This is a genomic window from Clavibacter rahimiani (assembly GCF_052654495.1).
Genome location: NZ_CP199790.1, coordinates 273,250 through 296,572 on the forward strand (window position 1 = coordinate 273,250; position 23,323 = coordinate 296,572).

Annotated in this window: 22 protein-coding genes; 8 read left to right on the top strand and 14 right to left on the bottom strand. The window is 75.4% G+C overall.

All coding sequences use genetic code 11. The annotated features are described in order from the left end of the window. Positions 1-47 precede the first annotated feature (47 nt). The 5 genes from ACT7CP_RS01335 (at position 48) to ACT7CP_RS01355 (ending at position 6,895) form a co-directional block, all read left to right on the top strand. The gene (locus ACT7CP_RS01335; RefSeq protein WP_445443059.1) at positions 48-1,280 is read left to right on the top strand and encodes an ABC transporter; all 1,233 of its coding nucleotides are present in this window, start codon (positions 48-50) and stop codon (positions 1,278-1,280) included. Then, complete coding sequence (aztC, locus tag ACT7CP_RS01340) at positions 1,277-2,239, top strand: zinc ABC transporter substrate-binding protein AztC (protein WP_445443060.1); 963 nt, start codon at positions 1,277-1,279, stop codon at positions 2,237-2,239. Before ACT7CP_RS01335 ends, aztC begins: the two co-directional genes overlap by 4 nt. A 35-nt stretch (positions 2,240-2,274) precedes the next feature. Next, the gene (gene aztD / locus ACT7CP_RS01345) at positions 2,275-3,486 is read left to right on the top strand and encodes a zinc metallochaperone AztD (RefSeq protein WP_445443061.1); all 1,212 of its coding nucleotides are present in this window, start codon (positions 2,275-2,277) and stop codon (positions 3,484-3,486) included. Positions 3,487-3,614: 128 nt separating this feature from the next. Continuing rightward, positions 3,615-4,637 (top strand): NAD(P)/FAD-dependent oxidoreductase, encoded by a 1,023-nt coding sequence (locus ACT7CP_RS01350; RefSeq protein WP_445443062.1) that lies wholly within the window; start codon positions 3,615-3,617, stop codon positions 4,635-4,637. Between the two features lie 65 nt (positions 4,638-4,702). Further along, positions 4,703-6,895, top strand: a complete 2,193-nt coding sequence (locus ACT7CP_RS01355) for an ATP-dependent Clp protease ATP-binding subunit (protein WP_445443063.1) — start codon at positions 4,703-4,705, stop codon at positions 6,893-6,895. Positions 6,896-6,978: 83 nt separating this feature from the next. On the opposite strand, the gene ACT7CP_RS01360 is transcribed toward ACT7CP_RS01355, so the two are convergent. Together ACT7CP_RS01360 and ACT7CP_RS01365 are read right to left on the bottom strand one after the other, a co-directional pair. Further along, a complete protein-coding gene (locus ACT7CP_RS01360; RefSeq protein ID WP_445443064.1) occupies positions 6,979-9,162 on the bottom strand; it encodes an alpha-galactosidase in 2,184 nt (727 codons plus the stop codon). A 98-nt stretch (positions 9,163-9,260) separates the two neighbouring features. After that, positions 9,261-9,614: a hypothetical protein gene (locus ACT7CP_RS01365; protein ID WP_445443065.1), complete on the bottom strand. Its 354-nt coding sequence runs from the start codon at positions 9,612-9,614 to the stop codon at positions 9,261-9,263. A gap of 112 nt (positions 9,615-9,726) precedes the next feature. Here ACT7CP_RS01365 and ACT7CP_RS01370 point away from each other — a divergent pair, with 112 nt between their 5' ends. The 3 genes from ACT7CP_RS01370 to ACT7CP_RS01380 are packed head-to-tail and all read left to right on the top strand — an operon-like array spanning position 9,727 to position 12,801. Then, entirely contained in the window at positions 9,727-10,731 is a 1,005-nt protein-coding gene (locus ACT7CP_RS01370) for an aldo/keto reductase (protein WP_445443066.1), read from the top strand. Between the two features lie 7 nt (positions 10,732-10,738). Then, entirely contained in the window at positions 10,739-11,956 is a 1,218-nt protein-coding gene (locus ACT7CP_RS01375; protein WP_445443067.1) for a dipeptidase, read from the top strand. Positions 11,957-11,994: 38 nt separating this feature from the next. Next, entirely contained in the window at positions 11,995-12,801 is an 807-nt protein-coding gene (locus tag ACT7CP_RS01380; protein ID WP_445443068.1) for a GNAT family N-acetyltransferase, read from the top strand. 43 nt (positions 12,802-12,844) lie between these two features. On the opposite strand, the gene ACT7CP_RS01385 is transcribed toward ACT7CP_RS01380, so the two are convergent. From ACT7CP_RS01385 to ACT7CP_RS01440, 12 genes are all read right to left on the bottom strand, one after another. Next, the gene (locus tag ACT7CP_RS01385; RefSeq protein WP_445443069.1) at positions 12,845-14,683 is read right to left on the bottom strand and encodes a DUF2207 family protein; all 1,839 of its coding nucleotides are present in this window, start codon (positions 14,681-14,683) and stop codon (positions 12,845-12,847) included. Further along, complete coding sequence (locus tag ACT7CP_RS01390) at positions 14,676-15,047, bottom strand: hypothetical protein (RefSeq protein ID WP_445443070.1); 372 nt, start codon at positions 15,045-15,047, stop codon at positions 14,676-14,678. Before ACT7CP_RS01390 ends, ACT7CP_RS01385 begins: the two co-directional genes overlap by 8 nt. Before the next feature lie 36 nt (positions 15,048-15,083). Then, positions 15,084-16,517 (bottom strand): serine hydrolase, encoded by a 1,434-nt coding sequence (locus ACT7CP_RS01395; RefSeq protein WP_445443071.1) that lies wholly within the window; start codon positions 16,515-16,517, stop codon positions 15,084-15,086. 101 nt (positions 16,518-16,618) lie between these two features. After that, positions 16,619-17,845, bottom strand: a complete 1,227-nt coding sequence (locus tag ACT7CP_RS01400) for a glycoside hydrolase domain-containing protein (protein ID WP_445443072.1) — start codon at positions 17,843-17,845, stop codon at positions 16,619-16,621. Positions 17,846-18,064: 219 nt separating this feature from the next. Beyond that, positions 18,065-18,529, bottom strand: coding sequence for a phage holin family protein (locus ACT7CP_RS01405; RefSeq protein WP_445443073.1), 465 nt, complete (start codon positions 18,527-18,529; stop codon positions 18,065-18,067). An 83-nt stretch (positions 18,530-18,612) separates the two neighbouring features. Continuing rightward, positions 18,613-19,218: a hypothetical protein gene (locus ACT7CP_RS01410; protein WP_413962105.1), complete on the bottom strand. Its 606-nt coding sequence runs from the start codon at positions 19,216-19,218 to the stop codon at positions 18,613-18,615. Continuing rightward, positions 19,218-19,793, bottom strand: coding sequence for a hypothetical protein (locus tag ACT7CP_RS01415; protein WP_413962106.1), 576 nt, complete (start codon positions 19,791-19,793; stop codon positions 19,218-19,220). The genes ACT7CP_RS01410 and ACT7CP_RS01415 overlap by 1 nt, the downstream gene beginning before the upstream one ends. Then, entirely contained in the window at positions 19,790-20,080 is a 291-nt protein-coding gene (locus ACT7CP_RS01420) for a hypothetical protein (protein ID WP_413962107.1), read from the bottom strand. The genes ACT7CP_RS01415 and ACT7CP_RS01420 overlap by 4 nt, the downstream gene beginning before the upstream one ends. Before the next feature lie 80 nt (positions 20,081-20,160). Beyond that, complete coding sequence (locus ACT7CP_RS01425) at positions 20,161-20,349, bottom strand: DUF2273 domain-containing protein (RefSeq protein ID WP_413962108.1); 189 nt, start codon at positions 20,347-20,349, stop codon at positions 20,161-20,163. Beyond that, positions 20,346-20,786: an Asp23/Gls24 family envelope stress response protein gene (locus tag ACT7CP_RS01430; protein ID WP_445443074.1), complete on the bottom strand. Its 441-nt coding sequence runs from the start codon at positions 20,784-20,786 to the stop codon at positions 20,346-20,348. The genes ACT7CP_RS01425 and ACT7CP_RS01430 overlap by 4 nt, the downstream gene beginning before the upstream one ends. 247 nt (positions 20,787-21,033) lie before the next feature. After that, complete coding sequence (locus ACT7CP_RS01435; RefSeq protein WP_445443075.1) at positions 21,034-22,218, bottom strand: AraC family transcriptional regulator; 1,185 nt, start codon at positions 22,216-22,218, stop codon at positions 21,034-21,036. A 156-nt stretch (positions 22,219-22,374) separates the two neighbouring features. Next, positions 22,375-23,316, bottom strand: a complete 942-nt coding sequence (locus ACT7CP_RS01440) for a ferritin-like domain-containing protein (protein ID WP_413962111.1) — start codon at positions 23,314-23,316, stop codon at positions 22,375-22,377. Between the last annotated feature and the right edge of the window lie 7 nt (positions 23,317-23,323).

Genomic DNA, 23,323 nt, shown 5'->3' on the forward strand with positions numbered 1-23,323 from the left:
CGGCCGACCGCCGCGACCCCCGCCCCATCCCCCGACGAGAGGACCACGTGCGCTCCCGCATCCCCACCATCCCCCTGCTGGCCGGCCTCGCGCTCGCCCTGACCGCCTGCTCCGCCGGGCCCGCGGACGCGCCTGCCGAGGATCCGAGCGCCGAGGCGACGGGGGAGGGGCACGGCGCCGTCACGGGCGCCGCGGAGCTCGCCGAGCCGCGCCTGGGGCTCACCTCCATCGACCCGGAGGGCCAGGTCACGCACCTCGACCTGCTCGACGAGTCGGTCGCCGACCTCGGGAGCATCGGCGCGCCGACCGCCGTGGACACCGACGGCCGCTACCTGTTCGCGCAGACGGACGCGGGCGTCGAGATCGTCGACAGCGGCGTCTGGACCTGGGACCACGTCGACCACTTCCACTACTACCAGGCGGATCCGCGCCTCCTCGGCACCGTGGAGGGCGACGGCCCGGCCACGATCGCCACGACCAACCTCTCCACCACGGGCGGCACGGGCCTCTTCTTCCCCGGCTCCGGCGAGGCCGTCCTGCTCGACACCGAGGCGCTGTCGAAGGGCGAGGTCACGGAGCTGTTCCGCCTCGACGGCGAGCCCGGGCCCGGGCTGGTCGTGCCCGTCGGATCCCTCGCGCTCGTCACCGAGGGCCAGGGCGCCGACGCCACGGTGGTCGGCGTCACGCGCGACGGCGAGCGCACCGGCCTCGTCGAGGCGTGCCCGGATCCCGCGGGCACCATCACGACGCGCGTCGGCGCGGTCATCGGCTGCGGCGACGGCGCCCTGCTCGCGAGCGTCGACGGCGAGGAGCTGTCCGTCGAGCGGATCCCGTACCCCGAGGGGACCACCGCCCCCGCCGCCACGTCCTTCGACAACCGCGAGGGCCGCCCGACGGTCGCGGGCCTCGCCGGCGATCAGGGCGTCTGGATGCTCGACACCCGCGCGCGCTCCTGGTCGCTCCTCCCTGCCCCGGCGCCGCTCGTGCACGTGACCGCGGTCGACGACGCGGACGACATCCTCCTCGCCCTCACCGCCGACGGCCGCGTGCTCGTGATGTCCGCCGCGGACGGCGCGGTGGTCGCCGACTCCGGCCCGCTCGTCGCCGACTCGCTCGCGGCCGGCCGGATCCCGACCCTCGTCGCCGACCAGCAGCGCGCCTACCTCGCGGGGCCGGTCGAGCGCCGGCTGCACGAGATCGACTTCGCCGACGGCGCACGCGTCTCCCGCACCTTCGACACGGCGACCGAGCCCGCCTTCACCGCGGAGACCGGTCGATGAGCGCCGCCAGCCCAACCCGCACCGGCACCCGGACCCGCGCCCGCCGCCTCCCCGCCGCGCTCGCGGGCGCCGCGGCCGCCGCCGCGACCGCCCTCGCCCTCACCGGCTGCGCCTCCGCGGGCGACGACCGGCCGACCGTGTACGTCTCCACCAACATCCTCGGCGACGTCGTCGAGGAGCTCGTGGGCGACGAGGCCGAGGTCGTGACGCTGATGAAGCCGAACGCGGATCCGCACTCGTTCGAGATCTCCGCGCAGGAGGCCGCGCGCCTCCGCTCGGCGGACCTCGTCGTCTCGAACGGCCTCGGCCTCGAGGAGGGCCTGCAGCAGCATCTCGACGCGGCCGCCGCGGCGGACGTGCCGATGTTCGTCGCGGGCGACGCCATCGAGGTCCTCGACTACGCCGAGGGCGACGCGGAGGGCATGCCGGACTCGCACTTCTGGACGGACCCCGCGCGCATGGTCGACGTCGTCGACGCGCTCGAGCCGGTGCTCACGGGGATCGCCGGGGTGGATCCCGCCGCCGTCGCCGCGCACACGGCCGGCTACCGCGCCGACCTCGAGGCGCTCGATGAGGAGATGACCGCCGCGTTCGGCGCGATCCCCGCCGAGCGCCGCGCCCTCGTCACCAACCACCACGTCTTCGGATACCTCGCCGACCGCTTCGGCTTCCAGGTCGTCGGCGCCGTGATCCCCGGCGGCACCACCCTCGCCGCGCCCTCCGCCAGCGACCTCGCCGACCTCGTGTCGGCGGTCGAGGAGACCGGCGTCCCCACGATCTTCGCGGAATCCTCCTCGCCCGACCGCCTCGTGCAGGCGCTGGCGAGCGAGGCCGACATCCGCGTGGAGGTGGTCGAGCTGTTCACGGAGTCCCTCACGGGTCCCGAGGGCGACGCCCCCGACTACCTCGCCATGATGCGCGTCAACACGCAGCGCATCGCCACCGGGCTCTCCCCCTGAGCGCCGGCGATCCACCCACACAGAGAAGGAACACCATGCGCACCCCACGTCTCCGACGGACCGGCATCGCCGCCGTCACCTTGGGGCTCGCCGCGACGCTCGCGGCCTGCTCCACCCCCGCACCGGAGGGCTCCGCGTCCTCCGAGGCTCAGGCCGGATCCGGCGAGGCAGCCGGCTCCCGCGTCGCCGTCTCGTACGAGGGCGGCATCCTCGTCCTCGACGGCGAGACCCTCGAGACCGTCTCGGACTTCGACTCCGAGGAGTTCACCCGCCTCAACCCCGCGGGTGACGAGCGTCACGTCATGGTCACGATGAGCGACGGCTTCCAGGTGCTCGACACCGCGGCCGGCAGCTCCGACGAGGCCGAGCTGACCGACACCGTGTTCCCCGCCGACACCCCCGGCCACGTCGTCCGCCACGCGGGCAAGACGATCCTCTACGCCGACGGCACCAGCGACACCACGGTCTTCGACACCGCCGCGCTCGCCTCCACCGACGGCCTGCCCGAGACCGAGACCATCGCGGGCGTCGAGGCGCACCACGGCGTCTCGATCGTGCTCGAGGACGGCACCTTCCTCACGACCGTCGGCAACGCGGACGGCCGGAACGGCGTCGAGGCGCGGGACGCGTCCGGCGCGGTCATCGCGCAGACGGACCAGTGCCCCGGCGTGCACGGCGAGGGCACCGCGGCCGGCGAGGCCGTCGTCTTCGGCTGCGAGGACGGCGCGATCCTGTACACGGACGGCGGGTTCACGAAGCTGCAGGCGCCCGACCAGCCCTACGGCCGCATGGGCAACGCGTACGTCAGCGAGACCAGCCCCATCGTCGTCGGCGACTACAAGACCGACCCGGACGCCGAGGGCTACCTGCTCGACGCGGTGACCCTGATCGACACCGAGGCCGGGACCCTCCGCGTCGTCGACCTGCCCGAGGGCGTCGGCTACACCTTCCGCGACGTCGCGCGCGGACCGGACGACAAGGCCTACATCCTCGCCTCGGACGGCGCGATCCACGTGCTCGACCCCGCCACCGGCGAGCTGACCGACGCGTTCCCCGTCGTCGACGCCTGGGAGAGCCCCGTCGAGTGGCAGGACCCGCACCCCGCGATCGTGGTCGCGGACGGCGTCGGCTACGTCACGGAGCCGGCCACGAAGGAGATCCACGCGGTCGACCTCGCCACGGGCGACGTGCTCTCGAGCTCCACGCTCGAGGTCACGCCGAACGAGCTGGCGGTCGCCGCGGGCTGATCCCCGTGAGCGGCAGGTGAGGGGCGTGGAGCTGACGCTCCGCGCCCCTCGCGTGTCCCCGGCCCACCGGGCTTGCCATTCCCGCAAGGAACCGTGCGCGAGACGACGGGACCGGCGAGGCTCGACGCATGGACATCACTCAGGGCATCGCACAGGGCATCGCAGGTCGGGACGAGTGGGACGCGGTCGTCGTCGGCGGAGGCGTCGCGGGATCGAGCGCGGCGCTCATGCTGGCGCGCGCCCGCCGGAGCGTGCTCGTGGTCGACGCCGGCCAGCCGCGCAACGCGGTCGCCGCGCACATGCACGGCGTGCTCGGCCACGACGGGAAGCCGCCCCGCCAGCTCGTCGCCGAGGGGCGCCGGGAGATCGAGGGCTACGGCGGCGTCGTGGTCGACGGGCGGGTGGAGGCGGTGGAGGCGATCGACCCGGGATCCGCGGGGGAGCGGCCGACCGGCCCGCGCTTCCGCGTGACGCTCGACGGCGGCGTCGAGGTCCGCGCCCGCCGCGTGATCCTCGCGACCGGCCTCGCCGACGTCCTCCCCGAGGTCCCCGGCCTGGCCGCGCACTGGGGTGCCGGCGTCGTCGTCTGCCCGTACTGCGACGGCTACGAGGTGCGCGACCGCCGCATCGGCGTGCTCGCCACCGGACCCGGCAGCCTCCACCACGTGCAGATGCTGCGCCAGTGGTCGCCCGACATCACGTTCCTCGTCGCGGGCGGCACCGCGTCCGGCCAGCCGCTGGAGATCGACGCCGCGACGCGCGCCGGGATCGACGCCCGCGGGATCCGCGTGGAGGAGTCGCCCGTGACGCGCGTGCTCGGTGAGCGCGGCGCGCTCGAGGGCGTCGAGCTGGCCGACGGCCGGATCCTCCCGCTCGACTCGCTCTTCGCGATGCCGGGCGTCTCCCCGCGCGACGGGTTCGCCCGCGCGCTCGGCGCCGCCACCGAGGACACCCCGTGGGGCCCGTTCGTGACGGCGGATGCGACGGGCCAGACGAGCGTCCCCGGTCTCCTCATCGCGGGCAACGCCTCGAGCGGATCCGCCAACGTGCCCGTCGCGATGGCCGCCGGCACCATGGCGGGCGCGATGGCGAACGCGGGGATGGTGACGGAGGACGTGGCCGCCGCGGTCGTCGCCGCGGCCGGCCGGTAGCGGTCCGCGCCGGCCGGGCGTAAACTTGAGCCACCCAGACTCAAGTACGTGAAGGAAGGAACGCATTGGCCAACATGCAGGGCGCACCCGCCACCGACGAGAACGCGAAGACCGCGCTCGAGCAGTACGGGGTGAACCTGACCGAGATCGCGAAGAGCGGCAAGCTCGACCCGGTCATCGGACGCGACGCGGAGATCCGGCGCATCAGCCAGGTGCTCACGCGGCGCACGAAGAACAACCCGGTGCTCATCGGCGAGCCCGGCGTCGGCAAGACCGCCGTGGTGGAGGGGCTCGCCCAGCGCATCGTGGCCGGCGACGTGGCCGACTCCCTCAAGGGCAAGCAGCTCGTCTCGCTCGACCTCGCGGCGCTCGTCGCGGGCGCGAAGTACCGCGGCGAGTTCGAGGAGCGGCTGAAGGCGGTGCTGAAGGAGATCGACGAGGCCGACGGCGAGGTCATCACGTTCGTCGACGAGCTGCACACGCTCATGGGCGCGGGCGGCGGCGAGGGGTCCGTCGCGGCGTCCAACATGCTGAAGCCCATGCTCGCGCGCGGCGAGCTCCGCCTCATCGGCGCGACCACGCTCGACGAGTACCGCCAGTACATCGAGAAGGACGCCGCGCTCGAGCGCCGCTTCCAGCAGGTCTACGTCGGCGAGCCGAGCGTCGAGGACACCGTCGCGATCCTCCGCGGGCTCAAGGGCCGGTACGAGGCGCACCACCAGGTGCCCATCACGGATGCGGCGCTCGTCGCGGCCGCGTCGCTCTCGAACCGCTACATCCCCGCCCGCCAGCTGCCGGACAAGGCCATCGACCTCATCGACGAGGCCGCGTCGCGGCTGCGCATGGAGATCGACTCGTCGCCCGTCGAGATCGACGAGCTGCGCCGCGCGGTCGACCGCATGCGCCTCGAGGAGCTCGCGCTCAAGCGCGAGAAGGACGAGGCGTCGAAGGCGCGGCTGGAGAAGCTGCGCGAGGACATCGCCGTGCGCGAGGAGGCCCTCGGCGGCCTGCAGCGCCGGTGGGAGGCGGAGCGCGCGAGCGTCAACCGCGTCGGCAAGCTGAAGGACGAGCTCAACGAGCTGCGGATCCGCGCGGAGCGGGCCCAGCGCGAGGGCGACCTCGAGAAGGCGTCGCGCCTGCTCTACGGCGAGATCCCGGTGATCGAGCGCGAGGTCGCGCAGGCGGAGGCCGCCGAGTCGGTGCCGTCGGCGGAGGAGCGCCTCGTCAACGAGCAGGTCACGGGCGAGGACATCGCCGCGGTGGTGGCGGCCTGGACGGGGATCCCCGTCGGCCGGCTGCTGCAGGGCGAGACCGAGAAGCTGCTGCACCTCGAGCAGGAGCTCGGCAAGCGCCTCATCGGCCAGAAGCAGGCGGTGCGGAGCGTCGCCGACGCGGTGCGCCGCACGCGCGCCGGCATCTCGGACCCCGACCGGCCCACCGGGTCCTTCCTCTTCCTCGGCCCCACGGGCGTCGGCAAGACGGAGCTCGCGAAGGCGCTCGCGGAGTTCCTGTTCGACGACGAGAAGGCGATGATCCGCATCGACATGAGCGAGTACGGGGAGAAGTTCTCCGTCTCGCGCCTCGTCGGCGCCCCTCCCGGGTACGTCGGCTACGAGCAGGGCGGCCAGCTCACCGAGGCCGTGCGGCGACGCCCGTACTCGGTGGTGCTGCTCGACGAGGTCGAGAAGGCCCACCCCGAGGTGTTCGACGTGCTGCTGCAGGTGCTCGACGACGGCCGGCTCACCGACGGCCAGGGCCGCACGGTCGACTTCCGCAACGTGATCCTCGTGCTCACCAGCAACCTCGGCTCGCAGTTCGTGAGCGACGCGTCGCTGCCGCGCGAGAGCCGCGAGCAGGCCGTGCAGCAGCTCGTGCGCCAGACCTTCAAGCCGGAGTTCGTGAACCGGCTCGACGACATCGTCGTGTTCCAGACGCTGTCGATGGAGGACCTCGGCCAGATCGTCGAGCTCTACATCGACCGGCTCGGCGTGCGGCTCGCGGACCGTCGGCTCACGCTGGGCGTCACACCCGACGCGCGCCGCTGGCTCGCCGAGCGCGGCCACGACCCGCTGTACGGCGCGCGGCCGCTGCGCCGCCTCATGCAGCGCGAGATCGACGACCGCCTGGCGCGCGAGCTCCTCGCGGGCGACGTGCGCGACGGCGACGCCGTGCGGGTCGACCTCGCGCCCGACGGCGAGAGCCTCACCGTCGCGCGCGCCTGGGACGACGAGCCGGAGGACGCGGCGCCCGTCCTCTGATCCACGCGATGCGGCCCGCCGTGCGTCCCCTCGGGGAGCGCGCGGCGGGCCGTCGTCATGTGCGCCGCGGGTCAGACCGCGGGTCAGACCGCCGTCACCCGCAGGATCGCGATCGACTCCGGCAGCATCGCGGGCGCGTGCAGGCCGGACGCCGCCAGGGCGCGGCCGGTGAGCTCGACGCCGTCCCACCAGGCCGGGGCCGTGAAGCCGGGCTCGGGGGTGCCGACGCGCACGGGCTCGACGCGGTAGCGGCGCGCGGGGTCCAGGCCCGGCAGCAGGATGCGGCCGCGCGGCGAGACCTCGGAGCGGCCGATCGACGCGAGGAAGAACAGCGCCCGGTCGGCCTCCTCCGCGACGGCGCCGTAGACGAGCAGCGTGGGGTCGCTCTCGTCGGCGCGGACGACCGTGCCGGTGTGCATCAGGGCGCGCTCCTCCTTGTAGAGGGCGATCCACTCCGCGAGGTCCGCGTTCTCCTCGTCGGTGGCCTGCGCCAGGTCCCACTCGATGCCGAGGTGGCCGTAGAGCGCCGAGCCCGCGCGGAAGGCGAGCCGGTGCGCGCGGCCCGTGGTGTGGCTGACGCCCGAGGCGATGTGGGAGCCCAGGAGCTCGGGCGGGAGGAGCTGCATCGTCCAGCGCATCATCGTCTGGCGGTCGAGCGGGTCGATGCAGTCGGACACCCACACGCGGTCGGTGCGCTCGAGCACGCCGAGGTCGACGCGCGCGCCGCCCGAGGAGCACGATTCGATCTCGAGGCCCGGGAAGCGCGCCCGCAGCTCGTCCATGAGGCGGTACGCGGCGAGCGTCTGGAGGTGCACGCCCGCCTCGCCGCGCGGGGCGATGCCGGCGTCGACGAGGTCGCGGTTGTGGTCCCACTTGATGTACGCGATGTCGTGGGCGCTGAGGATCGCCGTCATCCGCTCCAGGACGTGCGCGTACGCCTCGGGGATGGCCAGGTCGAGGACCTGCTGGTCGCGCGCCCGCACGGGGAGGCGGCCGCCGGTGGCCATGATCCACTCCGGGTGGGCGCGCGCGAGGTCCGAGTCCTCGTTGACCATCTCCGGCTCGAACCACAGGCCGAACTCCATGCCGAGCGCCTGCACGTGGTCGATGATCGGGTCGAGCCCGTCGGGCCAGACGTCCTCGTCGACGTACCAGTCGCCGAGCCCCGCGTGGTCGTCGCGGCGGTGGCGGAACCAGCCGTCGTCGAGCACGTAGCGCTCGACTCCGAGGGCCGCGGCGCCATCCGCGAGGTCGGTGAGGCGCGCGAGGTCGTGGTCGAAGTAGACGGCCTCCCACACGTTGATGGTCATGGGCCGGTCGCGGCGCGGGTGCGTGTCGCGCGCGCGGAGGTGGCGGTGGAAGCGGGCGGCCTGGTCGTCGAGGCCGTGGCCGAACGCCGCGTAGACCCACGGGCTCGCGTACGCCTCGCCGGGCGCGAGGCGCACCTCGCCGGGCAGGAGCAGCTCGCCCCCGCCGATCACCTGGCGGCCCGTCGACAGGCGCTCGGCGTAGTGGCGGTGGTTGCCGCTGAAGGCGACGTGCGCGCCCCAGACGTCGCCGCGGCGGAACCCGAAGCCGGGCGTGCCGACGGAGAGCAGGGTCGCGGCGTCGGGGCCGGTGCGCCCCTTCCGGCCCTCGCGCTCGTGGATCCCGACCACGAGCTCCCGGCGCTGCGGCGTGCGCTCGAGGCCCCAGCGCCCGGCGAAGTCGAGGATCTCGCGGGCCTCGGGCGGGATCGGCAGCGCGAGCTGGAGGGCGCCGACGGCGTACTCCCCGTCGCCGGCGTTCGTCACCTCGGCGCGCGTGCGCACGAGGCCGGAGGGCAGCAGCTCGACGTCCAGGGCGAGCCCGAGGCCCGCGACCTCGTCGACCGCGTCGACGTGCACGAGCGCGGGGCCCGCGGACGCGGATCCGGGTCGCCCGTCGACGCCCGCGGGGACGGGCGCGCCGTCGAAGGTGGCGGAGGTCACGCGGAACAGCGGCGACCAGTCGGCGCCGGCGCGGTGGCCCTCGAGGCCGGGCTTGCCGGTCCACGACGTGTGCGCCTCGGGGAGGATCGCGAGGCGGACGGGGGTGTCCGCGATGCTGCCGACGATCGGCTCGACGGCGGCCAGCGCCATCGTCTCGAGGTCCGCCGCGGTCGTCTCGCCGAGGTCGGCGCCCCAGTGCACGACGGCCGGCAGGCGGCCGTCGGTCAGGTCGAGCACGAGCGAGACGCCGGAGGCGCGGAGGTGGAGGAGGGCGGAGGGGACGACGGTGTCGGGCATGCTGCTCCTGGTTCAGGCGCGGTCGGGGTGCGGGACCATCCTCCCGTGCCGCGCGACGCCGGGCCAGCGTGCGGGAGCGGCGCGGCGCGGTGCCGGAGCTACCGGTCGAGGTCCTCGAGCCCGGGGACGGACGCGCCGTCCTGGTGGTCCTCCGAGACGCGCGTGCCGTTCTGCTTCTGCCGGGCGCGCACGGTGGCCGCGCGGATCCGCTCGACGAGCTCGGGATCCAGCAGCTCGTCGTCGGAGGGGTCGCCGGCCTCGATGACGATCTGGCTCGCCGGTCCGATGAGGAGCTCCACGCGCTGGACCGACCCGTCGTCGGCGCGCACCGGGATGACGACGGTCGCGGCGGCCGTGCCCTCGCGGGCGAGCGCCTCCGCGTAGTCGACGACCGCGACCGCGACCTCGTCACCCGTCAGGTACCGCCCGTCGGCGTAGTGGATCGTGTGCACCCCTCCAGTGAAGGCCCTCCGGCCCGCCGCGCCTAGGGGGTCGACGCGGCGGCGCGGCCGTGGGAGGACCGGCGCCGCCGGGCGGGCGCCACCCCCTCGGTACGCTCGGGACATGACCTACGTCGCTCATCCCGATCGCTACTCGTCCATGCCGTACCGCCGCTCCGGCCGCAGCGGCCTCAAGCTCCCCGAGCTCTCGCTCGGCCTCTGGCACAACTTCGGCACCGCCCGCCCGATCGACACCCAGCGCGCCATCGTGCGCCGCGCCTTCGACCTCGGCATCACCCACTTCGACCTCGCCAACAACTACGGCCCGCCCCCCGGCAGCGCCGAGACCGCGTTCGGCCGGATCCTCGCCGAGGACCTCCGCCCGTACCGCGACGAGATCGTCATCTCCTCCAAGGCCGGCTACCACATGTGGGAGGGCCCCTACGGGGAGTGGGGATCCCGCAAGTCGATGCTCGCGTCCCTCGACCAGAGCCTCGGCCGCATGGGCCTCGAGTACGTCGACGTCTTCTACTCGCACCGCCCCGACCCCGAGACGCCCATCGAGGAGACCATGGGCGCGCTCGCGACCGCGGTGCAGCAGGGCAAGGCGCTCTACGCCGGCATCAGCAACTACTCGCCCGAGCAGACGGAGCGCGCGGTCGCGGCGCTCGCCGAGCACAAGGTCCCGCTGACGATCCACCAGCCGAGCTACTCCATGTTCAACCGGCACGTCGAGGGCGGGCTGCTGCCCGTGCTGGAGGAGGCCGGATCCGGCTGCATCGTCTTCTCGCCGCTCGCGCAGGGGCTGCTCACCGACCGCTACCTGTCCGGATCCATCCCCTCCGACTCGCGCGCCGCCACCAGCGGCTTCCTCGACGAGTCCGCCGTCTCGGGCACGTACCTCGAGCGCGCCCGCGGCCTCCAGGCCGTCGCCGAGGGGCGCGGGCAGACGCTCGCGCAGCTCGCGCTGACGTGGGTGCTGCGGCACCCGGGGATCACGAGCGCGCTCATCGGCGCCTCGAGCGTGGAGCAGCTGGAGCAGAACGTGGCCGCGGCCGGCGCCCCGGCGCTGACCGACGAGGAGCTCGCCGCCATCGAGCCGCTCGCGGTCGACGGCACCGGGCGCTGATCCGCCCGTGACGACCGACGACGCCCTGGCGCCCGCGCATCCGACGACCGCCCAGCGGGTCGACCGGATCCTGGACGGCCAGGGCGTCGTCGACGGGCACGACGACCTCGCGTGGGCGCTGCGCGAGCGCGCGGTGCGGGAGGGCGGGCCGAGCGCGTCCGTGTCCGACGCCGTGCTCGCGCGCCTCGCCGTCGAGGACGCCGTGCCGGGCCTGCACACCGACCTGCCGCGCCTCGTGCGCGGCCGGGTCGCGGCGCAGTTCTGGTCGGTGTGGGTGCCGGACCTCCCGGGCGTCGACCCGGTGCGCTCGACCATCGAGCAGATCGACGTGGTGCGGCGCCTCGTCGCCGCGCACCCCGAGCGGCTCGCGCTCGCCGTGACCGCCGACGACGTGGACCGCGTCGTCGCGTCCGGCCGCATCGCGTCGCTGCTCGGCATGGAGGGCGGCCACTCGATCGGCGGCTCCCTCGGCGCGCTCCGCACGATGCGCGTGCTCGGGGTCCGCTACATGACGCTCACGCACAACGCGAACGTCGCCTGGGCCGACTCGGCGACCGACGCGCCCGTGCACCACGGCCTGAGCGCCGCGGGCGAGCGGGTGGTGGCCGAGATGGAGCGGATCGGCATGATCGTCGACCTCTCGCACGTGTCGGCCGACGTGATGCGGCACGCGCTGCGGATCGCCCGCCGGCCGGTGCTGTTCAGCCACTCGGGGGCGCGCGCGGAGTGCGACGTGCCGCGCAACGTGCCCGACGACGTGCTCCAGTCGCTGCCCGGGAACGACGGCGTCTGCATGGCGACGTTCGTGCCGCAGTTCGTGTCGCCCGCCGTGGCGGAGTGGCACGACGAGACGCTGATGCTCGCGATCGCGGAGGGCGTCGACCCGCGCGACCACGAGGGCGTGCAGGCCGTCGCCGCCCGGCGCCCCGGCGAGCGGCCGCGCGCGACGCTCGCCGACGTCGTGCGGCACGTGGAGCGGATCCGCGAGGTCGCCGGACCCCGGCACGTGGGCCTCGGCGGCGACTACGACGGCGTCGACCGCACGCCCGACGGCCTCGAGGACGTGTCCCGCTACCCCGCGCTCATCGCCGCGCTCGCGGAGCGCGGCTGGTCCGACGACGACCTGCGGGCGCTCGCGGGCGGCAACGCCCTCCGCGTGCTGCGGGCCGCCGACGCGGACGACGACGTGTCGCGGGGCGAGGCGGACGCCGGGCCGCTCGCGTGACCGCGGGGGATCCCGGGGCTCCCGCCTCCGCTGCCGTCGTGCGCGGTCTCGACCCGCGCGCTGCGGCCGCCCTCCTCGACGACCTGGCCGACCGCGGCTGGCCCGCCGAGCACCGGGAGCGGCACGGCGGCTGGATCCTCCGCGCGGCCGGGGGCGTGACCAAGCGCGCCAACTCGGTGCTGCCCGCGGGGCCGGTCGCGGATCCCGACGCCGCGCTCGACGCGGCCGAGGCCTTCGCGCGCGCCCACGGGATCCCCGCGTGCGTGCAGGTGTCGCCCGCGTCGGACCCCGCCGACCTCGCGGCCCGGCTGGCGGCGCGCGGCTACGTCGAGGAGGCGCGGACGCTCGCGCAGGTGGCCGTCGCCGACGCGGTCGCGGGTCGGCTGGGGGAGGCGCGGCTCGCGGATCCCGCGCTCACGGTCACGGTCGCCGCCGCGCCCGACGACGCGTGGCTCGACGCGTGGTGGAGCGTGGACGGACGCGGCGGATCCGCGGAGCTCGACGTCGCGCACAGGATCCTCACGCGCGGCCCCGCCGTGTACGCGGCGGTGCGCGAGCGGGTCGCCGCCGACGGATCCGCGCCGCGCGTCCTCGCGACCGCTCGCCTCGCCCTCGTCGACGGCTGGGGCGGCCTCTACGCGGTCGCGACCCGGCCCGAGGCCCGGCGCCGCGGCCTGTCCCGGGCGGCCATGGCGGCCGCGGTGGAGGCCGGGCGGGAGCGGGGGATCACCGCGCTCTGGCTGCAGGTGGTCGAGGCGAACGCGGGCGCCCGCCCGCTGTACGCCGACCTCGGCTTCGTGACCGTGTCGCGCTACGCGTACTGGGTGCGGCCGGTCGACGGCTGACGCGCGCGGCTCGCGCGCGGTTCGCGCCCGGCCCGAGCTGCGGTCACACGCCGCCGCCCCCGCCTCCTCCACCGCCGCCGCCGGAGGTCGTCCCTCCCGTGGATCCGCCGCTCGAGCTCGACCCGGAGTACGCGCCGTGCATGCTCGACGACACCGAGCCGAGGCTGCTGGCGAACGCCGCGGGCGCGAACGGCGACTGGCCGGCGTACCAGCCCGGCCGGCTGCGCTGGTGCTCGTAGCGGCGGCCGAGCTCGTCGCCCCACTCGCGCTCCTGGCCGAACATGGCGGCGTACGGCAGCAGCTCCTCGGTGAGGCGGAGCACGTCGCGGTCGTCGCGCGGCAGGTCGCGGCGCTCGGCGCCCGCGGGTGACTGCAGCATGCGGATCCGGTCGGCCTCGGCCAGCCGGATGAACTCGCGGAGGCCCGCCAGGTGGTCGCGCAGCGCGACGCCCCGCTCGGTGAGCGGGAGCCGCGCGACCGCGACGATCGTCACGGTCAGCCCGACCACGCCGGCCACGAGGAAGGCCACGACGACGCCCCCGCCGTAGGCGCCGACCAGCGCGAGCACCGCGAACGCGATCGCGGCGGCCATGCCGAGCGACGCGGCGACGAGCAGCAGCACGATCGGGCCCACCGGGATCGGCTTCCGCAGGCCGTCCGTCACGGTGCGCTTCCGGACCCCCGTCATCAGCTTCTGGATCCGCGTGGTGATCTTCGCGTCCGCGCGCTTCAGGTCCGTGGTCGCGCCGGCCCCCGCGCCGTCGCCGAAGACCGCGGCGACGAACCGGCGCTCGTCGGGGTCGGTGACGCGCGCCGGATCCACCAGCTCCAGCGCGAAGGACGGCTTCCGGCCGGCGTCGCGCTCGAGGATCCGCACGGCGCCGCGCACCGCCAGGTCGAGCAGGAGCGCCGTCGTGGCGCGCGCGGCGTTCCCGGAGATCACCGACGAGACGAGCAGGCCGACGCCCTCCGGCGGGTCGTACTCGGCCACGACGATCCCGCGCCCGGGCGCGTCCGCCAGGCGTCGGCGGCGCAGCACGACCGCGCCCGCGGCGGCGGCCAGCGCGAGCAGGGCGCCCGCGAGCGAGAGCGACGGCCACGGCGCCGCGAGGAACGACGAGTCGCGCGGCGTGAACGTGCCCGGCGTGAAGCCGAAGGAGAGGCTGAGCCCCTCGCGCGGGCCGAGGTCGTCCGCGGACGCCCGGAAGCCCTCCGCGGTCCGGGTGATCTCCGCGGGCCCGTCCGCGCCCGCGGGACCGGAGGCCGCGTCCGCGTCGCCCGTGAGCCGGGGGAGGAGGTCCGGCGCGATCTCCACGGTCGCCGTCACGCGCCCGAACGGCTGCGCCCAGCCGAGGCCGTTGACGTCCCAGTAGAACTCCTCGGCGCCCGTGTCGGCGTAGGCGCGGGTCACGTCGTGCTGCTCGTACTCGATGACGTAGGTCTGCGCGCCGCGCACGAAGCCGTCGTCGGCGATCGTCAGGACCAGTGCGCCGTCGTCCGAGTCGGACTCGTAGGCGCGCGGGTTCCCGGACTCGTCCGTCACGGACAGCACGCGCAAGCCGGTGGGGTGCCCGTCGTAGCCCGCGACGAGCTCGCGGCGGATCCCGCGGTTCTGGTCGCGGTCGGGGAACTCGGCCACGAGCGTCTCGGTGGTGCGGAGGACGGAGCGGCCGTCCGCGTCGGTCGACAGCCGGTAGACGGCGTCGAAGGACCGGAAGGCGAAGTCGTCGACGCCGGCGTGCGCGGGCGCGGCGGGCCCGGCGAGGCCGAGCGGGATCGCGAGCACGGCGAGCAGCGCGGCGACGAGCCCGAGGCGCACGCGCGCGAGGCGGGACGGGGCCGAGGGGACGCGGGCGGGCCGGACGCCCGCGCGCTCACGCACCGGTCCCTCCCGTGCCGGTGCCCCGGCCCGCGTCCGGGTCGGCGTCCATCAGCCGCCAGTCGGCCACGAAGTCGCGCACGCTCCGGGTCTCGAGGTCGAGGCGCACGCGCTGCAGCAGGAGGTCCGCGTCCGTCAGGCCGCCGGCGTTCGTCCGCAGGACCTCGCGCCCCGTGTCGATGCGCCGGACGACGAGGTCCGACTCCCGGCCGAGGTCGTCCGCGTCCCCGGCGCCGACCACCGCCAGCGCGAGGGCGCCGATCGCGCGGACCGCCCGTCGGACGGGCCGTCGCCGCCCGATCTCGAGCGATGCCTCCAGGACCTCGGCGGCGACCGCCGGCTCGTCGGATCCGCGGTCGTCCGTCATCGTGCTCCCCTCGCGCGGCCCCCGCCGCGTACGGAGTCAACCACGGCCGGATCCCGCCAGCAGGGCCGCCGCGTCGGCCGCGAGGCCCGCGTACGCGGACGGCCGCTCGAGCCCGGACGCCTCGCGCGCCGCGGCCTGCACGACCACCGTCCACGCGTCGTCGCCGTCCTCCACGAGGTACGCGAGCGCGAACGTGCCCACCGAGCTGCCGCCCTTGAACGCCACGTGGTCGAAGCGCTCCGGCTCGGGCAAGCCGGGGTTCGCCGCGAGGATCCCGCGCACGGGCTCCCCGGCGGGCGTCTCCGCCAGCTCCGCGAGGCGCAGGTGCGCGCGGGCGATGTCGTCGGGCGTCGCGAACCAGTCGGCGCCGGCGGTCCAGGCCACGTCCGTCACCGCGGTCACCGGCAGGTCGACCACGCCGCCGGGCAGCGCGTCGAGGAGCGCGCGGCGCTCGGCAGCGTCGGCGTCGGCCCACCGCGCGCGCAGGGCGCCGTCGTCCTGCCAGCCGACGCGGAACAGGTCGCGCGTGGTCATCAGCGGCACGTTGCGCGGCGGATCCGCGTGGCCGAGGTCCGCGAGCGCCGCCTCGACGCGCTCCCGCCCGACGGCGGCGATGACCATGTCGGTGGCCGTGTTGTCGCTGATCGAGATCATCTTCCCGGCGGCCTCGCGCACGGAGACCACGGTGCCGGTCGGGGCGTCCTGCAGCTCGCCGGAGGGGAGGCTGCGCACGTCGTCGGTGACGGTCAGCGGGTCGTCCCAGCCGATCCGGCCCTCCTCGACCGCGCGCACGAGCGCGCCGAGCACGTAGAGCTTCACGATGGATCCGATGGGCCGCGCGTCGGACGCGGCGACGCCGTCGGGCAGCACCTCGAGGATCCGCTCGCCGAGCGCGGCGTCCTCGACGCGGGTGACCGTGAGCGACACGTCGCCGCCGAGGGCCGCGGCCTGCTCCTCGAGCGCGTCCCAGCTGGTCGCGGGCTCCCGCTCGGGCTCGGGCTCGCCGAAGAACAGGCCCATGATGAGGCCCGCGTCGTCGACCGCGACCTGCATGTCGAAGGTGCCGGCGTCCGCGCTCGCGATGGTGGTCACCGACTGCGCTCCCTGCTCCTCGTAGGCGGTCGCGGTCCACGGGCGGCCGTCGCGCACGTCCTCGAGCACGGCCGCGATCTCCTCCGCGGACGCCGCGTCGAGCATCACCTGCGCGAGGCGCTCGCCCGTCTCCTGCACGGGGACCTCGTCCTCCGCGTTGACGGTGTCGAGCAGCCACCGCGCCTGCTGGCCCACGGGCGACGACGGCAGCACCACGGGCTCAGCGGCCGGCGTGCTCGCGGGATCCGCCGGCGCCGCGGGCGACGCCGAGCAGCCGGTCGCGAGGGCGGTCACGGCGGCGACCGCGAGGGCGATCGCGAGGCGCGCGCGGCGGGGACGGCGGGATGGGCGGGTCGGGCGGAGCGGGGACGGGACCATGCCCCCATCCCAACGGAACGGGGCCGCCCGGGCGTCCCCCACGAGGGGGAATCGTCCGGGCGGCCCCGGGGACGCGGATCCGACGTAGGCGGCGCCGCCGATCAGGGACGGGGCGCGACCCTCGACTGCCCCGGGTCGCGGCCCGAGACCACGTTGGTGTCGACGTCGAACGCCTGGTCGCCCGCGCCGATGGTGTGCTCGAGGATCTGGTCGAACGCCCAGTTCTCCGGGATCCGCACGCCGAGGTTCGCCCCCCAGCCCGTGGACATGTCGGCCACGTAGCTGAGCTCCGTGAGGTGCGCGGCCGCGAGCGTGGCGCAGATGCGGCGGCCCGCGTAGACGCCGACCCGGTAGGCGCAGCCGCGGCGCTGGAGCTCGGCGTGGATCCCGCGGAAGTACGGCTCCAGGTGCGTCTCGACCTCGGCGCGCGTGGCGTCGAAGTCGACGGCGTAGTAGATGACCGTGCCGGGCAGGAACCCGAGGCGGTCGGCGGCGTCGACGGCCCGGCCGGCCGCGCGCACGCCGAGGTCGTACGAGAAGTACGTGGCGTCGGTACCGCCCTCCTGGAAGATCGGGAAGACCTTCAGGCCGGCGGCGAAGATGGCCTGCAGCTCGCCGTCCTGGATGCGCTTCGCGAGCGCGTCCGGCCGGTCGGAGTCGGTGAGGTAGCGGCCGACGACGCTGAAGCCGGCGTCCTTCAGGGTCGTCGCGCGCGCCGCCGTGATGACCGTGATCCCGTCGGCCGCGGCGCCGGGGCGCGTCGGGTCGCCGTTGCTCGCGAGCAGCGCCGCCCAGGTGCGGTAGTCGGCGCGGCCGGTCTCGGGGAGGGCGACCGTGCGCTGGAACTGGGCGAGGCGCGTGGCCTGCTCGGCGGAGAAGCGGCCGTCGACCGGGCCGTCCCACGTGCTCATGACCACGAGCGACGCCTGGAGCAGGTGGCCGAGGTAGCCGGTAGTGTCGGCGGATCCCACGGTGAGCTCGGGCTGCTGCTTCAGCGTCGTGCGCGTGAGCGGCCCGAAGACGCCGTTCGCGGTGGCCTCCGCGATGCCGATCTCGAGCTGGAGCGCGTGGATGAGGGCCTGGTGGGCGTCCCCCGTCCACACGCCGTCGGTGACGACGGCGGGGAAGCCGGGGCGGGCGCCGTAGCGGGCGACCAGCTGCTGCTGGATGTCGCGGACGACGGCGCGCCCGTTCGAGGCGAGGGGAGCGCCGGATGCGGCGGGCGCGGCGGGCGCGGCCTCGTCGGCGTGCGCGGGCCCTGCGGCGAGCAGGGCGACGGGGACGGCGGCGAGGGCGCCGCCCAGGATGGAGCGTCGGGACAGGTTCATCGGTGTGCCTCCCATGCCGGACCACCGAGCAGACCGCCCGCGAGGCGGGCGACGAGTCCGGAGGACGGCGGTCTGCGGTTGTCCGAGGGCCGGATGGCGACGCGTGGTGCCGCCGGGCCGAGCGGGCGTGAACGGTCAACCTACGGGAGGCCGGAGCGCGACGACGCCCGGCGTCCACAGGGGGGGCGCCGGGCGTCGCGGAGGTCGCGCGGATCCGCGTCAGGCGGACGGGGTGGGCGACGGCGGGGTGCCGGATCCCGGGGTCCCGTCGGAGGCGTCGCGCGCCGCGCCGCGGTCGCCCGGGCGGATGCGGTCGCGCGCGTGGGCCAGCGTGTCCGTCGGCACGGGCACGCCGCGGGAGAGCCGGGCGAGGCCCGCGCGCACGACGAGCGCGCTCGCGACGCCGAAGAGCGCGAGCGTGATGAGCGTCGCCGCCCAGAGCGGCAGCGCGATCAGCAGGAGCGCCACGATCACCGCGGCCAGGAGCCCCAGCGACACGAGCCCGAGCGCGATGCCCGCGCCCAGCAGGATCGCGCCCGAGCGGGCGGACCGGACGCGCTCGCCGACCTCGCGCTTCGCCGAGTCGATCTCGGCGCGCACGGCGCGGAGCAGCGGGTCGACGGCCTTCTGGGCGAAGGACCCGCCGAGCCAGCCGCCGCGGGAGGAGCTGTCGTCGTCGGTCATGGTGCGTCTCTTCTCTCGTGGAGGTCGGGCGGGCGTCCGCCCCGGTGCGGATCGCGGGGATCCGTGCCGGGGCGGACGGCGGATCAGGCCAGGCGGGTGCCGCTCGTCATGCTCGAGCGGAGGCCGCCGGTGATCTGGATGACGACCGGGACCTCGGTGCCGAGCACCGCGTCCCAGCGTGCCACGGCCTCGTCCACCGTGCGGCGGACCGCGACCGGCGAGACGCCGCGGCGGGCGACCGCCGTGATCCGGAGCACCGTGGAGCGCTTGACCTCGAACGCGCTGACGTCGATCGAGACGATGGCGGGGTCGTGCCCGAGGGCCTCCTCCAGCATCTGCTCGGCGACCTTCGCGTCGATGACGAGCGACCCGCCGGTGGGCGACGTCGCGTCCTCCCCGGGCGCGCGGCGGAGCAGCGTGCCGGTGCGGCCGTGGCCCTGGCGGAGCGCGAACCACGCCAGCACCAGGATCAGGACGAGCGCGGCGGCCGCGACGACCCAGAGGATCCACGGCTGCCCGCCGGAGAGGGCGTCGCCGGCGGGGCCCCGGGCGTCGGAGGCGGCGCCCGCGACGGCGGCCCGCACGTCCGGCAGGACGGCCCCCACCGCGACGGCGGCGCCGACGACCAGGAGGACGAGCCCCACCACGATCACGAGCAGGCGGTTGAGCCCGCGGTTGGTGCCGGTCATCAGCCGACCTTCCCTTCCTCGGCGAGCGTCACCTTGGGGGTGAGCGCGGGGCGGTAGTCGTAGCCGGCGAGCTCGGCCCGCACGGCCTCCTCGACCGCGCCGACGTCGGTGCTGCGGCCCGAGGTGGGCGTGAGGCGGACGAGCGCGGTGCGGCGCGACACGGAGACGTCGACCTGCTCGGGCGACACCCCTCCCGCGTAGCTCGCGGTGCGGGCGAGCGAGCGGGCGATGACCCGGTCGTCGACCACCGCGGCGGTGCGGGTGGATGCGGCGCCGCGGCGACCGCGACGGCCGGGCGCGAGCCCCACGATCACGAGCGCGAGGCCGACGAGCGCCACGACGGCGCCCGCGGCGACGAGCCATCCGGCCGGGGCCCCGACGGCGTCGAGGGAGGCCGAGACGGCTTCCGCGGGAGCCACCAGGAGCGGCGCCGCGCCGACGGCCGCGAGGACCGCCTCGGTGCCGAGCCAGGCGAGCACGAGGATGAGGATCACGGCCAGCGTGATGGCGATGCCCGAGCGCGACGAGTGCGTCTCGCGCCGCACGAGGCGGCGGTACGTGCTGTCGGTGCTCACGAGACCCTCCTGCGTTCCTGGATGCGCGCGCCCGTGATCCGCAGGTCGACCCGGCCCACGGTGGATCCCGTGAGGTCGAGCACGCGGTCGCGCACCTGGGTCTGCGCCTCGACGAGGCGCTCCACCAGGGTGCCGCCCGCCTCGGGGCGAGCGGCCAGCGCGGGGATGCGGATCGGGGTGCGCGCCTCGACGGCGAGCTTCCCGTGGTCGTCCGTCAGCGTGACGGCGACGTCGTGCGCGGGCACCTCGAGGGCGTCGGCGGTGACGGCCGCGACCACCCGGCGCACCGCGCGCGACGTGATCGTGGTGCGGCCCCGGGGAGCCCCGGACGGGGTCCCGGCGCTCCCGGGGGCCGACACCGCGCGGGTCACGACGACCGACGCCCGCGGAGGGCGTCGGCGAGGCCGCGGATGTCCAGCTTGCCCTCGAGCACGCGGCCGACGCCGAAGCCCACGGCCATGAAGACCAGGACGAGGAGGAAGCCGCCGAAGCCGAAGGCGAGACCGGAGAGGGCGAGGACCGCCCCGACGAGGAGGCCCGTGGTCGTGGGGGTCACTGGACGCGCTTCTCGGCCGCGTCGTCGTCGGACGGCTTGTCGGTGGGCAGGTTCACGTCGGAGATCGTGACGTTGACCTCGGTGACCTCCATGCCGACGACCTGGTCGATGGCGTCGGTGACGGACTTGCGCACGTCGTCCGCCACCTGCTGCAGGTCGACGGGGTACTCGGCGATGAGCGTGATGTCGACGGCGACCTGGGTCTCGCCGACCTCGACGGAGACGCCCTGGCCGCGGTCCTGCTGGCCGATGACGTTGCGGATCGCGCCGACCGCACGGGCCGCGCCGTTGCCGAGGTCGTGCACGCCGGGGACCTGGCGGGCCGCGATGCCGGCGACCTTCTCGATCACGCCGTCGGCGATGGTGTTCTTCCCGCCGGTGGTGCCGGTGCCGGTGATGCCGGTGGACGACGCGGACGTGGGGGTGATGCTCGACATGGTGTCTCTCTCTCGTGGGGGATGCGGGGGTGGTGCGTGGGGAGGATCCGGGTGCCTCGCGGATCCGCCTCGTCATTCAGACGCAGGGACCGCGCGGTTCGGCACGCGGATCAGCCGACTCCCAGGGAGGCCGCGCCCCGCTTCGCCTCCGGGACACGCGATCCCGCCCGTCGGGGCGTGAGCGGACAGGGCGTGAGCGGACGGGGCGTCCGCGGACGGGGGCGAGCGTACGGGACCCGAGGACGCGTCAGCCGCGGAGCGTCGCGCTCGGCAGCTCGCCGAAGCGCTCCGCGTAGGACGCGGCGAACCGGCCCAGGTGGCCGAAGCCCCACTGCTCGGCGACCGCGCGGACGGTCGTGGAGGAGGGCGTCGCCTCGATCAGCTCGGCGCGCACGCGGTCGAGCCGGATCCCGCGGAGCAGGGCGCTTGGCGTGGTGTCCTCGTAGCGTCGGACGGCGAGCTGGAGCACGCGCGTGCTGATCCCCGCCGCGCGCGCCGCGTCGGCCGGCGTGATGGGCCGGTCGGCGTGGTGGTGCAGGTACTCGATGGCGGTGCGGACGGCGCTCATCCGGGGCGCGCGCATCTCGGCGCTGAACGGGACGTCGTGCCAGGGGAACAGCTCGAGCGTGGCGCGCGCGACCAGGAGGCCGGCCTGCATCCGGAGCAGCGGGCTCGACGCGGGGTCCCGCAGCGCCGGGCTGGCCTCGCCGACGGCGCGCCGCCAGGCCGCGGTCCTCTCGGCGGACGGCGGGCGCGCGTGGTCGAAGACGAGCGGGCGCGAGCGGCCCTCGTGCGCCTCGGCGGCGGTCTCCTCGAGGAAGGCGGCGTCGATGTGCACGAGGTTCTGCACGCCGGCCGTGCAGTGGAAGGTGGCGGGCCTGCCGAAGGGGAGGAGGAAGGGGCGGGATCCGCTCGAGCGCACCTCGTGCTCGCCGAGGTCGACCGCGCCGGCCCCCTCCCGCCACCACGTGACGACGTAGTCGGGCAGCACGGGCAGGCGGCCCCAGTGCTCGGCCCGGAAGGTGGAGGAGCGGAGCGTGACGTTCTCGTCGCCCACGAAGGAGTACTGGTACGAGAAGTCGGCGGGCGCGCGCTCGGCGTGGAAGTCGGTGCCGGGGTAGAGCGCGCCGTAGCGCGCGAGGGCCTCGTCGAGGTCGGTGCCGGCCATGTGGCCGCGGCGGAGCGCGGGGGCGGCCGCGTCGGCGGCGCCGCCTGCGGGACCCGCGGTGCGGTCGTCGGTTCCGCGGGCGCCCGGGAGGCGCGCACCCGGCGCGATCGTGTCGACGGTGGCGTCGGAGCCGTCCGGCCGCGCGCCGGCAGCGGGCGGGGTCGAGCTCGGGGCGCCACTGGCCGGGGCGCCGCTGGGCGCGGGCAGCGCGCGCAGGGGGGACGCCGCACGTCGGCGCCGGTCGGGCGCAGGAGCGGTGCTCATGGGATCTCCGTCCTCCGCGACCGGGAGCGGTCGCGTGTCATGGAGTGGACGTCCCCGGGGACGGGTTCGTCACGCGCCGGGTCGATGCGCGTCGGCCGGGTGGCCCGGCGGGACGGGCCGGGACGCCTCGACGGCGTCCCGGCCCGCCCGGTGCCGCTAGTTCGCGGCGCTCGTGTTGACCGAACCGTTGACGCCGTTGGGGTAGAACCCGCCCTTCGTCACGGCCTTGTTGTTCAGGTACACGATGTTGAGGACCTGGCCGGGCGTGCGGCTGAAGGCGATGCCGTTCGCGTCGGTCGGCACGAGGTTCGCGCCGCCCGAGACGGTGACGCCCTGGTCGAGGTCCGACGGGCCGTCGAGCGAGTCGCGGGCGTTCGAGATCGCGTTGGCCGGCTCGGCCAGGCCGCGCGCGAACAGCTGCGTGCGGATGATGCCCGCGTGGTACGCCTCGACCGCGAGGATGCCGGCGGCCGCCTCGAGGTACGTCTTGTTGGTGATGAGGGGCGCGGCGCCCTTGTACGCCGTGACTCCCACGTCCTCGAAGATGAACGAGGCCAGCAGGAAGTTCTCCTGGTTGGCGAACGCGTCGAACTTCTCGCCCGGCTTGATGAGTCCGGCGGCCGCGGCGGCGGCCGAGAACGCGGCGTCGAGGTCGATCGCGGGGCGCGCGACCTTCGCCGAGCCGAGCGCGGCGCGCAGGAACTTCACGTGGGCCTTCTCGTCCTGCGCGATCTCGTACGCGTACTGGCGGATCGCGTAGTCCTTGAACTGGACCGCGCGGCCGCCCGTGACGCCACCGGGGGTGCCGACGCCGGAGATGTCGTTCGGCACGAGGCCGTTGCCGGTGACGGCGCGGAGGTAGAACTCGGCCTCGAGGTACTCGAGGTTGAGGGCGAAGTTGAGGACGGCGGCGTCGGTGACCGCGCCCGCGTCGGCCTCGGCCTGCGCGTCGGCCGCCTGGGCGCCCGTCGCGGGGATGAGGGCCGCGGCGCCGACGCCGAGGCCGGCGACGCCCGCCGCGCTGAAGAAGCGGCGACGGTCGAGCGGCGACTGCGCGCTCTTGTCGATGGCCTGGGTGATGAACTTCCTGTCGAACATGTGACGC